Origin of the sequence: Pseudomonas sp. SBT1-2 (assembly GCF_028640875.1) — a bacterium.
GTDB classification, from domain to species: Bacteria; Pseudomonadota; Gammaproteobacteria; order Pseudomonadales; family Pseudomonadaceae; genus Aquipseudomonas; species Aquipseudomonas chlororaphis_I.
The window spans coordinates 55,911-70,775 of record NZ_JAQZAA010000056.1 but is presented as its reverse complement, the minus strand read 5'-3'; the positions used below and the strand labels follow the sequence as shown (position 1 = coordinate 70,775).

Below are 14,865 nucleotides of genomic sequence, written 5' to 3'. Positions count from 1 at the left end.
TGTGCTTTGCACGGGCTCCGGGAGCCATCGCATCCGTCCACGCTGGAGCAGCGCCATGAACCATCTCTCGTCTTCAGAGGCGCGTGGTACGCCCTGGTTGCGTATCGTCGCAGCGGTGTGGCTGCTGGCGCTCAGCGTCGGTCTGGTAGTCGTCATGCTGGATGTGACGCACCTCGGCGCGCCGCCAGATCCATCGCCACAGGCGGGCCAGCTCGACGCTTTGGCCGCCAGGCTGGGCCAAGCCGAGCAGCAGCTCTCGACCTTCAAACGTGTGGCGCCGCCCGTGACGCCGGAGGCACTGGCAACAGTTCGTGCGGAGCTGGAGACACGGTTGGCGCTGATTGAGGCGTCGGTGGAGGCGTCACGTGCCGATCCGTCGGCGGAGCAAACCTTGCTGGCCTTGCAAGGCCGAGTGGCAAAGCTGGAAGCCAGTCCGCCTCCGGTCAAGGCGGCTGCACCTGTGCCACGCACGAAACCTATCGCCGCCAGGGCGCCCAAAGTGCCGCAACCTCCCTTTCAGGTGATGGGGGTCGAGTTGCGCGGTGGTGAGCGGTTTCTGTCAGTCGCACCTCGGAGCGCCACCTCTCTGAGCCAGATCCGTCTACTGAGGGTTGGAGAGTCTGAGGGCAGCTGGACGCTTGAGGCCATTGGCTCGGCGCAGGCGACCTTCCGCGTCGACGGCAAGGCCCTACAGTTGGTGATGCCATGAATTGCCGGACTTTTTCGCTCGGCCAGCGGGCCAGGGTTCTGCTCATCACGGCGGCCCTGACACTTCCTGTCGCCGTGGTGGCGGCGCCTCCCCAGTCAACTATGCCCCGGGAGGCCGATACGGCACGCAGCCAGCTACAGCCGAGTGCCGAGACTACCCCCGACCAGCGCCTGGCGCGCGACTGGGGGCTCAGCGCTGAAGACTGGACGCGCTATCGCCAATTGATGCAGGGGCCGTTGGGCACCTACTCCCCAAATCTTGATCCTCTGACAGCACTCGGCATCGAGGCCCGCAGCGATGAAGAACGCCGCCGCCTGGCGGCGTTGCAGGTCCAGGCCGAGGCGCGGCGCACAGAAAAACTCCTGTCGTACCAGCGGGCGTATGACGAAGCCTGGCAGCGCGCATTTCCTCACACCGCACGGGTGAACCTGCCCGGAGCTCGCGCGGTAGCGGGAAGTGGGCGCCTGGCGCTGTTCGTCAAAGACGGCTGCGCCCCGTGTGACGCGCGTGCCCGCGATCTGCAGGCCACAGGCACACCGTTCGACGTGTACATGGTCGGCAGTCGCCAGGACGATGCGCGCATCCGCAGCTGGGCGGCACGGGTCGGTATCGAGCCAGCGAGGGTGCGCGCTCGCACCATTACTCTCAACCATGATGGTGGCCGCTGGCTGTCGCTCGGGGTTGCTGGCGAACTCCCTGCAGTGCTGCGCGAGACCGAAGGCGGCTGGCAACGCCTCTAACCACGTCTTCGTGCCGAAAACCCATTTTCGACAGAATCCCATGGCCTGCTAACGATCAGGCGCACTCTCAAAACAGCTGGAAAAGTACTTCCTGAACCGTCCATCATGTTTAGTTGTAGTTGAGAACGAAGCTCATCGTCGCATCACCCTTGCCTGCCTTCATCTCACCCGCTGTCGGAACGTACTTGGCCTTGCCGGAGAATCGGTAGATGGAGCCATCTTCGGTTTCCCTGTTCCAATCAAGGGCGACGGACCTGGCGATAGAAAATGGCAACTTGACGCCCTTGTCGTTGACCAGCGAAATCCCCACCCCCGACGCCACACCCGCCTGCCCCGCGTTGGAAAGCTTGAGCATGCCATCAGTCTGGGAGTCGCCTTCGAAGTAGACTTTAACTGGAACTTTCGAATCCGGTTTCAACCCCTCACAGCGCACATCGAAGTTGAACGGAATCTCGTTGACACGACCATTCTTGATGTTCTGGGTGGTTTGCTTGCCCATCGGCACATTGACCGCACCGCCTACTGACTCGCATCCGGCGAAGAAAATATCGTTGACCAGCTCGGTAGTACCTTGAGATCGGATCAGAAGAGGTAGACCTCCTACTTCCCATGTCACGTTGAACCCAGGGATCTTGCCGGAGGCAACACCGCGACCGGTACGAACGAACACAACTTCCATCAACCTTGGCAGGAACGGCTCCGCGTTCCATATCAGCCCCCAAGAGTATGGAGCACAAAAAAATTTGTCCTGCATATCCAGTGTTATACAGAACTTAACCCCGACACCCTTGATGCCTGTTTCATAAACATTTGGGAGTGCTGACGGCAACAGCGGCGCTGACGTGATACTAGTGAAATTCCCTGATCCAGGGCAGGAGACGCGCGAGGCGGGGTTGGACCAAAGAGTCAATCTATGCTTAGCAAGCTCCTGGCCAATGGCGGCAGACTTGATGATCGTTTTAGCAGGAAGGGTAATGTCTTTTACTAGAGGCGGCGGAGTGCCGTTCCAGTTGCAAGCAGCCAGTACATCGCGAGCACACAGGATAGATAAGAAAATCAAGATTAATTTCAGATTACGCATACCTAGGGATCTCCCTCCCAGACTTAGATAAGTGCCGGGATACTGGTCGAGGGTGAGCAATGGGAAGTAGCGAGAAGGTTCTTACCGCTACCAGAAGACGCCAGGCCTCAGCCTGAGATGATGCCGTCGTACTTGAGGACTCCGCCGAAGTCGCCGATAACCTCGAATTCCACTTTGAGGTTGCTGGCGCGGACAGAGTTCGGCAACAGCGGGATTTCGACCTCGGCTGTCGCGGCCGGCGCTACCATATCAATCGGCGCGGTAAAGCCCTTGCTTCCCATCCGCAACGTAATAGCGGCGAAAGACAGATGGAAGGGCGACGGATTGCTTACTTGCAGATGCGGGCTACCTTCCTTGGTCAGCAGGCGCCACTTCAACTGTTGTGGGGCGTCCGTCACTTTCCCCGGAAGTCCTGCCGGGCGGTAGAACAGCTTGAGGCGCTGCTGCACTGCAATCTGCAGGACGTTCTCTTTCCTAGCCTTTTGCGGAACCTCCCGAACATTCAACCAGAATATCGACTCTTTATCCGTCGGCAGGCCTTTGCCGCCGTACAGGATGCGCAGCACTTGCTGCTGCCCGCCGCCGAGGCGCTTGAGCACAGGAGTGATGGCGAAGGGCACATCCTCGCTTCTTTCGGCAGCCTCAATCCAAGAGTGGATTATCAAATCCTCGGTCGCGCTGTTCTTGATAACCAAGGATGCCTCCTTGCTCGGCTCGGCGAGGACTACGCGGGTGTTTTCCAAGTTGACGCCAGCCTTGGAGAAAGCAGAAAAAAATAGGGCGAAAACCGCCAGAGTTAATCTGGATATGGTTGGAGTTCTCAAAGTAAATCCTCTAATTCAGGATGGGCCGAAAGCTCTTCGCCTGTATCCGTGACTAAATTAGTGATAGTGAAGCCTTCGCATCGTTTGAACGATTCAATTTTCTTGCGAGGAATTTACAAAGGACTGCCGTCATAGTCTGTAAGACATTCCTGAAAAGAACCGATGGTCGATCAACCAGGAGCCAGGTATCGAACTTGGCGTATGTCCCGCGTGCAGATAGCGCGTACTTAAAACCGGTTGCGAGTAGCACTCCATTGTTTGCTGCCCATAGTGCTATGACTTGCGAGAGTGGGGCTCCATATCACTACGGAGCCGCTTTATGTTCATCCCTATTCCCGATGCTGCTGGCTGGGTCTTTTACCCATGGCCGCACATCTAGCCCGCCAGCTTGCCCTGATCGGTGTCGCTATCAGCATGCTCTGGTGGCCGGCGCTCAGTGCTGCCGTTGAGATCCCGCCGCCAGCCTACCAACTGGCCGCCCACGCTGCCGGGGTTCCATCGCCGGTGCTGTATGCCGTAGCGCTGCAGGAGAGTGGTACCCGAATTCGGGGGCAACTGCGCCCGTGGCCCTGGACACTCAACGTGGCGGGCACGTCGCTGCGCTACCGGACGGGCCAGGCAGCTTGCACGGGGCTGACCGAGGCCTTGCGCCGGACCTCGGCCAAGCGTATCGATGTCGGCTTGGGCCAGATCAATGTCGGGCATCAGGCCCATCGGGGTGTGGCGCCCTGTGACTTGCTCGACCCCTACCGCAACCTCACGCTGGCGGCAACCATCCTCAGCGAACAGCACACCCCGGGCGAAGACTGGATCCATGCCATCGGCCGCTACCACCGACCCGCTGGTGGTGCGCCCGCTGCACGCTACCGGCGTGACGTACAGCGCCACCTGACCCGTGTTCTGGCGCCCGACCTGACGCTGGCCTCCCTGAAGGCCTCACCATGAAACTGAAATCCTTCCCTTGCTGCGTGGCATTGAGTCTGGCCACTTGGCTCTCCCCCGCTGCCTCTCAGCAATCTGCCTCGCCCCTGATCGTGGTCGAAGACCGCGGCGGCAGCTCCGCCTTACCATATTACGAAGCGCTCGCCCCGCAGGAAGACTCGCGCCCGCCTGCCCGAGGCACTTCTCCTCCGCGCGGATACAGCGAGGCCGATATGCTGCCGGTGCGCACGCCCGGCCTGACACCAGGTGTGGTCGCCCAGCGCAACATCCAGGCACCTGGGCTCACCCCACTGTTTTTGATTGGTGACGATGATCGATCGCGCAGGTGGCTGGCCCAGCGCCTGGCCACGTTGCAGCAGTTGCGCGCCGTAGGGCTCGTGGTGAACGTCGAGACCGCCGCTGCCATGCAGTCGCTGCGTGCGCTCGCTCCGGGCCTGGAACTGGCGCCGGTGGCCGCCGACGATCTGGCACAGCGGCTGGGCCTGGATCACTACCCGGTGCTGATCACCACCAGCGGTATCGAGCAGTGACATGGCGCAGGCGTATGCAGTCGAGGTCCTGCTGCGTCCTGCGGTCGAGTTGTACTCCGTCGCCGTCTGCGCCTGCGCCGCCTTTCTGTGCGTGTTCGCACCTTGGTCCCTGGCGCTCAACCCCGTCCTGGGGCTCGCCGCTGCGGTGTGCTTTCTGATGTTCGGGGCGATACGCCTGCAACAGGCTTGGCAGATCCTGCGCTATCGCCGAAACGTCCGCCGTCTCCCCCGCTACACCATGACCAGCCGTGAGGTACCGGTCAGCCAGAATCGCTTGTTCCTCGGCCGTGGCTTTCGCTGGGACCAGCGTCATACCCACCGGTTGATGCAGACCTACCGGCCGGAGTTTCGCCGGTACGTCGAGCCGACCCGCAGCTACCGCCTCGCCCGACATCTGGAAGAACGCCTGGAGTTCGCGCCGTTTCCACTGTCGCGACTGGCCCGCGGACTGGCCTGGGATAGCCCGCTCAACCCGGTCCGGCCGCTGCCGCCGGTGGGTGGCCTGCCACGGCTGCACGGCATCGAGCCGAATGAACTCGACGTGACCCTCCCGCTGGGCGAACGTGTGGGCCATTCACTGGTGCTGGGCACCACCCGGGTGGGCAAGACCCGCCTGGCGGAACTGCTGATCACCCAGGATATCCGCCGCAAGATCGGCGGGCAGCACGAGGTGGTCATCGTCTTTGATCCCAAAGGCGATGCCGACCTCTTGAAGCGGATGTACGTCGAGGCCAGGCGTGCCGGTCGCGAGGGCGAGTTCTATGTGTTTCATCTTGGTTGGCCGGACATCAGTGCACGCTACAACGCCGTCGGTCGGTTCGGGCGAATCTCCGAGGTTGCAACGCGCATCGCAGGCCAGCTCTCCAGCGAAGGCAACAGCGCCGCATTCAAAGAGTTTGCCTGGCGCTTCGTCAACATCATCGCCCGCGCCCTGGTTGAGCTGGGCCAGCGTCCGGACTACCTACTGATACAGCGGCATGTGGTCAACATCGATGCGCTGTTCATCGAGTACGCCGCCCAGTACTTCGCCAAGAGCGATGCCAAGGCCTGGGACGTGATTGTGCAGCTGGAATCCAAGATCAACGACAAGAACGTTCCCCGGCACATGATGGGCCGTGAGAAACGCGTGGTGGCGCTCGAGCAGTACCTGAGTCAAGTCCGGGTCTACGATCCGGTGCTGGACGGTCTGCGAAGCGCTGTACGCTACGACCGGACCTACTTCGACAAGATCGTCGCCTCGCTTCTGCCCCTCCTGGAAAAGCTCACCACAGGCAAGACTGCGCAGCTGTTGGCGCCGAACTATTCGGATCTCGACGACCCGCGTCCGATCTTCGACTGGATGCAGATCATCCGTAAACGTGCGGTCGTCTACGTCGGCCTCGATGCGCTATCGGACGCAGAGGTCGCGGCGGCGGTGGGTAACTCGATGTTCTCCGACCTTGTGTCAGTGGCCGGACACATCTACAAATTCGGCATCGACGATGGTCTCCCCGGTAGTACGGCCGGCGCCAAGGTGCCGATCAACCTACATGCCGACGAGTTCAACGAACTGATGGGCGACGAGTTCATTCCGCTCATCAACAAGGGCGGTGGTGCGGGCATTCAGGTCACCGCTTACACACAGACGCTGAGCGACATCGAGGCGCGCATCGGGAACCGCGCCAAAGCTGGCCAAGTGGTGGGCAACTTCAACAACCTGTTCATGCTCCGTGTGCGAGAGACCGCGACTGCCGAGCTGCTGACAAAGCAGCTATCCAGAGTGGAAGTCCATGCCACCTCGCTTATGAGCGGAACCACTGACAGTTCCGACCCTCGAGGCAATACTGCCTTCACCTCCAACACTCAGGACCGCATCAACAGCACGAGTGTTCCACTGATCGAGCCTGCGCACGTTGTCGCGTTGCCAAAAGGTCAGTGCTTCGCACTCATCGAAGGTGGGAACCTGTGGAAGATCCGCATGCCGCTACCAGCTCCGGACCCGGATGAAGTCATGCCCAAAGACTTGCAGGCCATGGCTGCGAGCATGCGCCAACGCTACACCGAGAGCGCCGGTGACTGGTGGGAAAGCCAAGGTATCCCCGATTTGCAGGCCAGCGGCTTGCCTGAAGATTTGCTGGATGACTTCACGCACCCGGACGCCTCAGCCAACGTTGATGAGCCTCGTATATGAGCGAGCCGGCCTCTACCGCACAGCGCCAGCAAGTTCAGCAACAGGGACTGATCGCGAGCATCATCACCTTGCCATTTCGTATTTTCGGCGTGCTGGTGGGCGCGCTGATGCTGAGCATTCTGGTCGAGTGCGTATGCATGGCCCTGTTCTGGCCTGAGCAAGGCTGGCACCACGCACGCGATATGCTCCAGTACGAACTTGCGCAGCTGTCTGCGGAGTTCACCCGCAGTGCGGTGGTGCAAGAGCCAGGGCGTACTGCCCAGGCACTTGTCGACGAGGCCTACCAGTGGCTATTCGTCAATACCGGTCTGATCGGAGACATTCAAGGTGCCTCGCGGCGGGCCAGCGCGGGTGCTTCTCGGACAGCACACGACTTTCGCTACTACCTGGGCGTGGTCTACGTGCATGTGGAGCAATACCTGATCGCTGCTGCCTACACGGTGCTGGTGTTTCTGGTTCGGCTGCTGGTGCTATGCCTGAGCCTGCCGCTGTTTTTGCTGGCCCTGTTCGTCGGCCTGGTGGATGGCCTGGTACGGCGCGATCTGCGGCGTTTCAGCGCAGGACGCGAGTCCGGATTTATCTACCATCGCGCCAGAGCCAGTTTGATGCCGCTGACCGCGTTGCCGTGGGTGGTCTATCTAGCCCTGCCGATCAGCGTGCATCCGCTGCTCGTGCTGCTGCCCTGCGCGCTGTTGCTGGGTCTCGCCATCAACATCGCGGCGGGCAGTTTCAAGAAATATTTGTAGGTGCGAGAAGTCAATTTTTTCTCTGAATAATCAATTGAGTATCTTCACTTCTTCGGAACTGATGCCGTTATTGCGGGGCTCCAAACCAGAAATGGTTCGGAGCTGCCGATAAGCCTTCGAGGGGCTCAGGATTGAGCCAGACTCGATCGCCGGTCGGGCAATACGGCAACCTTAGCCTGCCGTCTCGTCGATATCCTCGCCGGTTCGGTCGCGGATCCAGCGCAGCACCACGGTGGACATGGCAACCGTCGCCATCATGTACCAGGCTGGCGCCAGGGGCTGCTGGGTCACCTGCAGCAGCCAGGTGACGAAGAACTGGGCGAACCCGCCGAACACCGAAACCCCAATACCGTAAGCCGCCGCCATGCCGGTGGTGCGCACCGACTTGGGAAACATCTCCGGCAGCATGGTGATACCTGGTACGGTCTGCAGGGTCAGTAGCACCGACAGCAGCCCAATGATCAACAGCAGGTTGAACAGGCTGGGCGCAACATTGAGCCACTGAAAGCAGGGCACGATCGCCACCAGAGTGAGCAGGCGCGAGCACAGGATCACCCGTTTTCGCCCACAATAATCGGCCAGCCAACCCACCAGGGGCGACAGCAGAAAGCAGACTGCGCCCACCACCACACTGGCCATCAGACTGGAGGTGGTCGGCAGGCCTAGCACCCGCGCAGCGTAGGCAGGCATGTAAAAGGCGATGATCTGGGTGGAGACCATGGCCCCCAGCATCAGCAACACGCTTTTGAACAAGGTCAGTTTGTGCTGGCCGAACAGCTCGCGCAACGGACTGCTGCGCGCCGCCCGCTCTCTGGCCTGCTGGCTGCGGGTGTGCGACAGCCCAACGACCAGCGTATCTTCCAGGTGCCTGCGGATGTACCAGCCCACCGGAGCAGTGAGCATGCCGATGAAGAACGGCACCCGCCAACCCCATTCGTTCATGGCCTGCGTGCCGAGCCCGGCGACCAGAGCGGCGACCATGATCGCACCGAGGAAGATGCCTAGGGACTGGCTGCCGAACTGCCAACTGGCGTAGAAGCCGCGTTGTGAGGCAGGTGCATGCTCGACCAGCAAGGTGGTTGCCGCTCCGACTTCGCCGCCGGCGGCAAACCCCTGGATCAGGCGCGCCAGCACGATCACCAGCGGCGCGGCCATTCCGATCTGGGCATAGGTCGGCGTCAGGGCCATCATGCCGCAGCCCAACCCCATCATGAACAGCGTCAGGGTCATCGCCGAGCGACGGCCGAAGCGATCCGCGTAGGAGCCGATCAGCAGCGCACCGACAGGGCGCATCAGGAAGCCCACACCGAAGGTCGCGGTGGTAAGCAGCAACTGACCATAGGATGAGGCGGCTGGGAAGAAAAGCGGACCAATGAACAGCATCAAAAAGCTGTAGACCGTGAAGTCGAAGAACTCCAAGGCGTTGCCGATGGTAGTGCCGACAATGACTCGCCGGCGTGACAGGTGCAGATTCGACGCCACAACCGGCGCCAAGGATTGCGAAAGAACGGCCATAACATTCTCCTTGCAGACAAGGGATACGCATCCGGGAAGGGCCGGGGCTGACCGCCGCCGGCCGGAACGACAACCTTGGAGACAGGGATCAATCGACCGGATCCAGAAAGGCGCTGACCAGCTTCACCCAATAGCTGGCGCCGTAGGGCAAACCGGTGTCATTGAAGTCATAGGCAGAGTTATGCAGCAGGCAGCCCCCCTCCGCGCCTTCGCCGTTCCCCATGATCAGGTAGCTGCCGGGACAGGCCTGCAGCATGAAAGAGAAATCCTCGCTGCAGGTCATCGGCTGCATGTCAGCGACCAGCCCCTCCTCGCCCAGCCACTCCAAGGCTACCGAGCGTGCCAAGGCAGTTTCCCGCGGGTGGTTGTAGAGCACTGGGAACGCGTTGGGGCTGATCGACACGTCGGCGGTCGCACCAAACGCTTCTGCCTGGGCGTGGGCCAGTGCTTCGATCCGCTGCAACAACAGGTTCCGCGTTGTCTCCTTCAGGGCTCTGACCGTTACGGCCAACTCAACGTGAGTCGGCACCACCGAGGATGCGGTGCCACCATGGATCGTGCCGACCCCGACCACCCCCGTATCCAGGGGCGGCAGGTTGCGGGCGACCACCGTCTGCAACACCATGACCAGCGAGGCGGCAGCCACCACCGGATCAACCGTGTCCTGGGGCATGGCGCCGTGGCCGCCGCGGCCGTTGATCCGTATGGTCACGGTATCGGCCGAGGCCATGAACGGTCCGGACAGGAAACCGAACTTACCCACGGGCACACCCGGCCAATTGTGCATGGCAAATACAGCGTCGCAGGGAAACAGCTCAAAGAGGCCCTCTTCGATCATCTTTTGCGCGCCAACGTATCCCTCCTCTGCGGGCTGGAAAATCAGGCGCACAGTGCCATCGAAGTCGATGCTCTCGGCCAGGCACTGGCCGGCGGCCAACAGCATGGCGGTATGCCCGTCATGGCCACAGGCGTGCATCTTGCCATCTTGGCGGCTGGCATAGGGCAGGCCGCTAGTTTCTGTGATCGGTAAGGCATCCATGTCCGCGCGCAGTCCGATGGTTCGGATGCCATGTCCCTTGCGCAGCGTGGCAACTACGCCGGTACCGGCCAGTCCGTGGTGCACTTCATAGCCCCACTCGCGCAGCTTTTCAGCCACCAGGTGGCTGGTCTCAAATTCCTCATAGCTCAGTTCAGGATGGGCGTGCAGACGCTGACGCAGGGCAACCATAGAGGGCATCAGCTCGCGTATCTCAGGCAGAATAATTTGGCACGGCATGGCTATCTCCTCAGCATTGATGGTCGGCCTGATCGTCGGCTGAGACGCTGTCAGGCTCTTGTAGTTTTTTGCAGTCTTATTGCGATCAGGCTTCTGGCCAGATCTGCGGGAACCAGTCCTCGCGCAGTCGCTGCCCCGGTTGCATATCGTGATTCGGGTACGGTGGCGACGTTCTTCCAGGACGTTCGGCGTAGCGCACATCCTCCCCCACCCAACGCAGGGAAAGCACGCGACGACGCGCCGGGCTGAGGTTGCCGCGTGCACCATGCACAGTACGGAAATCGAACAACACCGCGTCCCCCGGTTCCATCTCCCACTCCAGCACCTGCATACCGGGTTCCACATCCGGGTCTGGCACCGGCCGATAGCGACTCACGTCATCGTAGAAGCTGCTGTCATCCTTCCAGCGCAGCGGCAGCACCCATTGTGGCCATTGGTGCGAGCCGGCAATCAGGCGCAATGTTGCCTCGCGCACAGGGTCTACCGGGATCCACAGGCTGACAGTCTGTTCGCCATCGAGGAAGTAATAAGGAATGTCCTGGTGCCAAGGTGTCGGCTTCTGGGTGCCGGGCTCCTTGACCAGGACATGGTCATGAAAGAACTGGGCGCTGGGCGACTGCATAACTGACGCAGCGATGGCGGCAGCCGGTGATTCACGCACTATGGTGGTGAATTCGGGAATACGGTCCCAGTTGCAGTAGTCATCGAAGAACCCGCCTGGTTCTCCAGCGGCAACCACGTTGGTGGCATAAGGGCCAGGTTCTCGTTGATTGCGCGCGATTCCATCAGCAATCACTCCGATCCAGTCTTTGAAAATACCCCGTAGACAGATAGCGCCATCGCGTTGGAATGTCGCGATATCCGACGCCGAAACCTGGGGGGTGACAGTCGTGTTCATAGAGCCTCCTGTGTTACGGCCGCCATGATCGAGGCGACCACGGTTGGACTATTCCCCAGGCACTTCATAAAATAAAATAATATGTTCCGATCTGACTCCTCGGAAATTTTTATGAAGACCAGTCTGCGCCATATACGTTGTGCATTGGCGGTCGCGCGGCACGGCAATATCACACAGGCCGCCGAGCGGCTGAATGTATCGCAACCGGCGGTTTCCGCAGCCCTCAAGGAGCTGGAAGAACACCTTGGGCAAGTTTTGTTCGTTCGCCAGCGCGGCCAGGGCGTGACGCTGACGCCGTTCGGTCGACTGGCGATGGAGAAGGCACAGCAGATCGTGGCCAGCGTGCTCGAGTTCGAGAAGCTGGGCAGCGACGAAGACACCCTTTCGGGTGAGCTGACACTGGCCTGTTTCGAAGATCTTGCACCTTACTGCCTGCCAAAGCTGTTGCGCGGTATCAAGGAGCACTATCCGGGCGTCGAGGTGACGATCCGTGAGTACGGCTTCGACCAAATCAGCAAACAGTTGAGCAATGGCAACTTGGATGCCGCCCTCAGCTATGACCTCGGATTGCCGGATGGTGTGCTGAGTACAGTGCTCTGCGAGCTTCCAGCACATGCACTGCTGCCAGCCGGACATCCGTTGGCCGGTCAAACCGAAGTCAGCCTGAAGGACCTGTGCGAACATCCCTTGGTGCTGACCGAACAGGCCTACAGCTCTCAGCATTTTCTGGATCTCTTTCGCTTCCATGGACTGCAGCCCCAGAACATCAGCAGGGCCCATTCCTTCGAGCTCCAGCGTGCGTTGGTGGCCAATGGCTTTGGTGTAGCCGTGGCCTACAGCAGACCTTTTGGCGACCACAGCTACGATGGGCAACCGCTAGCGATCCGTCCGATAGCCGAACCATTGCCGCTGCAGCATATCGTTCTGGCCCAGCCACGTGCCCGTTGCAATTCACCGCTAGCGAACGCCCTGCGCGAACAAGCCCTGGAGTTGTTCACTGAAACCCCGGGATCCGGCTGGCGTCCGTAGTTTTCTAGCGCGCGAAAAGCACTGGCTCCTCACGGGAGTAGCAATTTCAATTTTCCGTACTCTAGAAGTCGAGGCTGACCCCGATGTTGATACCTTGTTGGGTGAAGTCATCGTCCTTGCGGATGTTGTAGCTGGCGCGTAAGGCCAGGTCCTGGGCGAACTTGTGGCTGACCCCGAGGTTCAGGCGGTTGAGGTTGGTCCGCGGGGTATAGCCTTCCAGGGTGTAGCGGTTATCCGGCAGGCTGTTGAGGGCCATGGTGAGCTTCTGGGCATCGTCCTCGTATTCCTGTTCGTGGGCGATTTCGCCGAACACCTGTGTTTTCTGGGTAAGCTGATACTTGCCCTGCAGGCCGACGCCCAGCCGCCGCGAAGCGCGCTTCTGATCATCGAACGTCAGGGCGGTAGAGTCGTTGCCGTCCTCGGAGTAGCGATCGACCTTGACCCGCGCGTAGTCGGCGCTGATGAACGGCGACAGGTGCCAGGGGCTGCTGGCCTGCTGCGCGATGTCGTAGCCCAGGCGCGCGCTGAAGGCCAGGACGTCGCCACCGGTGTCGCCTTTTTCCACGCGTTCGTTGACGCCCAAGTCGAACTTGCGCTTGAGGTTGTCGTAGTCCAGGTGCCCGGCGGTGGCAGCAGCATCCGCCCACCAGCGATTTTGCTGGTACTGAACGAAAGCGGTGCCCAGGTAGGTGTTGAGCTTGTAGTCCGAATCGTTGCTACCCGCTTCGAGTTTCTGCCGATAGGCACCGGCCAATACACCCACTCGCCAGGACTCGTCGAGCCGGTAGCTGCCACCGATATTCAGGTTGAAACCACTACCATCGGCACTGGCCCCGCTGCGCTGGCTGTCGAAGTCCTGGTGCTGGCCACCTGCGGCGACAATCGCCCGCCATTGGCCCGCGTCCTGCCAGTTCTCCCAGTCGGCCTGCCATTGGCTGCGCAACTCATCCTGGTGCGCGCGCAGGGTACCGTGCGCCATTTCCGGGAGCAGAGTTATTTCCCAAGGCGCCGCCAGCAAGGAGTATGCGTAATCGGCGATCAGTCGTTGCCCGGCTTCGGTGGGGTGGATCGCGTCGTTGTAGATCAACTTGCTCGGGTCTGGAGTGGCGCTGTGAATGCCATATCGAGCATTTTCCGTGCAGCCCCTGCCGCTGAAGCAGGTAGCGATGAGGTTCTGATCGGTGGCCAGGCCGAACTGTGCCGGATTGACGAAGGTTTCCTTCAAGAGCACGGGGATGTTGAGCGGAATGACCTGGGCATCGACTGCTCGCAACTGTCGGACCAGCTCGGTGTTGAACTGGGCACTGAGCTGGGAGGTGAAAGCTTGCAGCGGGCTACCATAGATCGCCGGGGTCAGGCCGATATCCGGCAGCAGCCAGACCATGATGTAGCGGGCGCCGGCGTGTTGTAGGGCTTGCAAACTGCCTACCAAGCGGCCTGCCGCAGCGTTGGCCTGGTCGAGATTGGTGATCCGGCCCTGGAGGAAGTCGTTGCCGCCTCCCGTCAGGTAGTACAGGGCTTTCGGGTCGGCTCGGAAGTTGTTGGCCGGCAGATAGCCGGGGCGACTACGGTCGCCTGCGACCGAGGTACCGGTAATCGAATCGAGGATCTGATCGGTGCGATAGCCGCCGACGGCCCAGTTGTTGCCGTCAGGCTGACCTTCTCTGGCGCGTGTGGACGAGGTCGAGGCGGCGAGCTGGTCTTCGGAGAAGCCCAGCTTGGCGCCGAGCAATTGGGTTGCGTTGGCGGAATAGACTTCCCCGCTGCCATCCAGGTAGACCGGGCCGGTGCGGTTGGTCGCGCGTAGGGTGGCTCCTGCGGGACCGCCGGGATCGGCGAATTGCCCGGCATCGCTGAGGCTGTCGCCGAAGACGACAAAGCTCGAGTAGGGAGAAGGAGATGCGATCGCTTGAGCGCAGGCCAAAGATAGAAGGCTGCTGGCGAGCGGTGCAAACAACGTCTTCTTGATCATGAACAAGTCCGTCTTCTTGTTGTAGGGAGTGAAACGGTAGTGTCAACGGCTCTCTCTTCCCGGATGTAGCCACAGGCTACGTCACCTGCTTGCTGACCACTGCGCTCCACAAAGTGCAGGCGCGCTCGCTTTCCAAGACTGTGCCCGGCAAGAGAAATGCAAAAATAGGATGCCTGATCCCGATCTCGCAAAACGCAAGGGGATCGAAATTCAGATTGTTCTGATAGAAATGCGTCAGACGAAAAGCAGCCAGGACCTTCAAGTGCTAGTGGGGCCGGGCTGAATAGTGCAATTCAATGCAACGATCCGCCGGCATACCTCTCTGGCGGCATCATGCGGTGCGTCCAAGCAGGCGTGTCCGTGGAGGGAAGCAGTGCGGACTATGGCTTGTTGTCAACGTTGCGTCTGTTGGCGATCCTGCGCCACGCAGCGG

The 14,865-nt window shown here is 60.8% G+C and carries 13 protein-coding genes; 7 read left to right on the top strand and 6 right to left on the bottom strand.

Features of this window, described 5'->3' with window-relative positions; translation table 11 throughout:
* The first annotated feature begins 55 nt into the window (after positions 1-55).
* Positions 56-709, top strand: coding sequence for a hypothetical protein (locus tag PVZ78_RS07315; RefSeq protein ID WP_273828495.1), 654 nt, complete (start codon positions 56-58; stop codon positions 707-709).
* On the top strand, positions 706-1,449 hold the full coding sequence (locus PVZ78_RS07310) for a TIGR03759 family integrating conjugative element protein (protein ID WP_273828494.1): 744 nt from the start codon (positions 706-708) through the stop codon (positions 1,447-1,449). The genes PVZ78_RS07315 and PVZ78_RS07310 overlap by 4 nt, the downstream gene beginning before the upstream one ends.
* Positions 1,450-1,558: 109 nt before the next feature.
* Here the strand turns inward: PVZ78_RS07310 and PVZ78_RS07305 are convergent, their stop codons facing one another.
* Positions 1,559-2,530 (bottom strand): fimbrial protein, encoded by a 972-nt coding sequence (locus PVZ78_RS07305; RefSeq protein ID WP_273828493.1) that lies wholly within the window; start codon positions 2,528-2,530, stop codon positions 1,559-1,561.
* 107 nt (positions 2,531-2,637) lie between these two features.
* Positions 2,638-3,354 (bottom strand): fimbrial biogenesis chaperone, encoded by a 717-nt coding sequence (locus PVZ78_RS07300; protein WP_273828492.1) that lies wholly within the window; start codon positions 3,352-3,354, stop codon positions 2,638-2,640.
* 363 nt (positions 3,355-3,717) lie between these two features.
* Between PVZ78_RS07300 and PVZ78_RS07295 the strand changes: the two genes are divergently transcribed.
* The 4 genes from PVZ78_RS07295 to PVZ78_RS07280 are packed head-to-tail and all read left to right on the top strand — an operon-like array spanning position 3,718 to position 7,742.
* Positions 3,718-4,299, top strand: a complete 582-nt coding sequence (locus PVZ78_RS07295) for a transglycosylase SLT domain-containing protein (protein WP_443218351.1) — start codon at positions 3,718-3,720, stop codon at positions 4,297-4,299.
* Positions 4,296-4,826: an integrating conjugative element protein gene (locus tag PVZ78_RS07290; protein WP_273828491.1), complete on the top strand. Its 531-nt coding sequence runs from the start codon at positions 4,296-4,298 to the stop codon at positions 4,824-4,826. The genes PVZ78_RS07295 and PVZ78_RS07290 overlap by 4 nt, the downstream gene beginning before the upstream one ends.
* Before the next feature lies 1 nt (position 4,827).
* Positions 4,828-6,996, top strand: coding sequence for a type IV conjugative transfer system coupling protein TraD (traD, locus tag PVZ78_RS07285; RefSeq protein WP_273828490.1), 2,169 nt, complete (start codon positions 4,828-4,830; stop codon positions 6,994-6,996).
* Entirely contained in the window at positions 6,993-7,742 is a 750-nt protein-coding gene (locus tag PVZ78_RS07280; protein WP_273828489.1) for a TIGR03747 family integrating conjugative element membrane protein, read from the top strand. The genes traD and PVZ78_RS07280 overlap by 4 nt, the downstream gene beginning before the upstream one ends.
* A 171-nt stretch (positions 7,743-7,913) precedes the next feature.
* Here PVZ78_RS07280 and PVZ78_RS07275 read toward each other — a convergent pair whose 3' ends face one another.
* From PVZ78_RS07275 to PVZ78_RS07265, 3 genes are all read right to left on the bottom strand, one after another.
* Positions 7,914-9,257 (bottom strand): MFS transporter, encoded by a 1,344-nt coding sequence (locus tag PVZ78_RS07275; protein ID WP_273828488.1) that lies wholly within the window; start codon positions 9,255-9,257, stop codon positions 7,914-7,916.
* Between the two features lie 88 nt (positions 9,258-9,345).
* Positions 9,346-10,533 carry a M20 aminoacylase family protein gene (locus PVZ78_RS07270; protein WP_273828487.1) on the bottom strand — a complete coding sequence of 396 codons (1,188 nt, stop codon included), beginning with the start codon at positions 10,531-10,533 and terminating at the stop codon, positions 9,346-9,348.
* Between the two features lie 85 nt (positions 10,534-10,618).
* Positions 10,619-11,431: a phytanoyl-CoA dioxygenase family protein gene (locus tag PVZ78_RS07265; protein ID WP_273828486.1), complete on the bottom strand. Its 813-nt coding sequence runs from the start codon at positions 11,429-11,431 to the stop codon at positions 10,619-10,621.
* A gap of 111 nt (positions 11,432-11,542) precedes the next feature.
* On the opposite strand from PVZ78_RS07265, the gene PVZ78_RS07260 reads away from it, so the two are divergent.
* The gene (locus tag PVZ78_RS07260) at positions 11,543-12,460 is read left to right on the top strand and encodes a LysR family transcriptional regulator (protein ID WP_273828485.1); all 918 of its coding nucleotides are present in this window, start codon (positions 11,543-11,545) and stop codon (positions 12,458-12,460) included.
* Between the two features lie 61 nt (positions 12,461-12,521).
* On the opposite strand, the gene estP is transcribed toward PVZ78_RS07260, so the two are convergent.
* The gene (gene estP / locus PVZ78_RS07255; RefSeq protein ID WP_273828484.1) at positions 12,522-14,432 is read right to left on the bottom strand and encodes an esterase EstP; all 1,911 of its coding nucleotides are present in this window, start codon (positions 14,430-14,432) and stop codon (positions 12,522-12,524) included.
* Positions 14,433-14,865 lie beyond the last annotated feature (433 nt).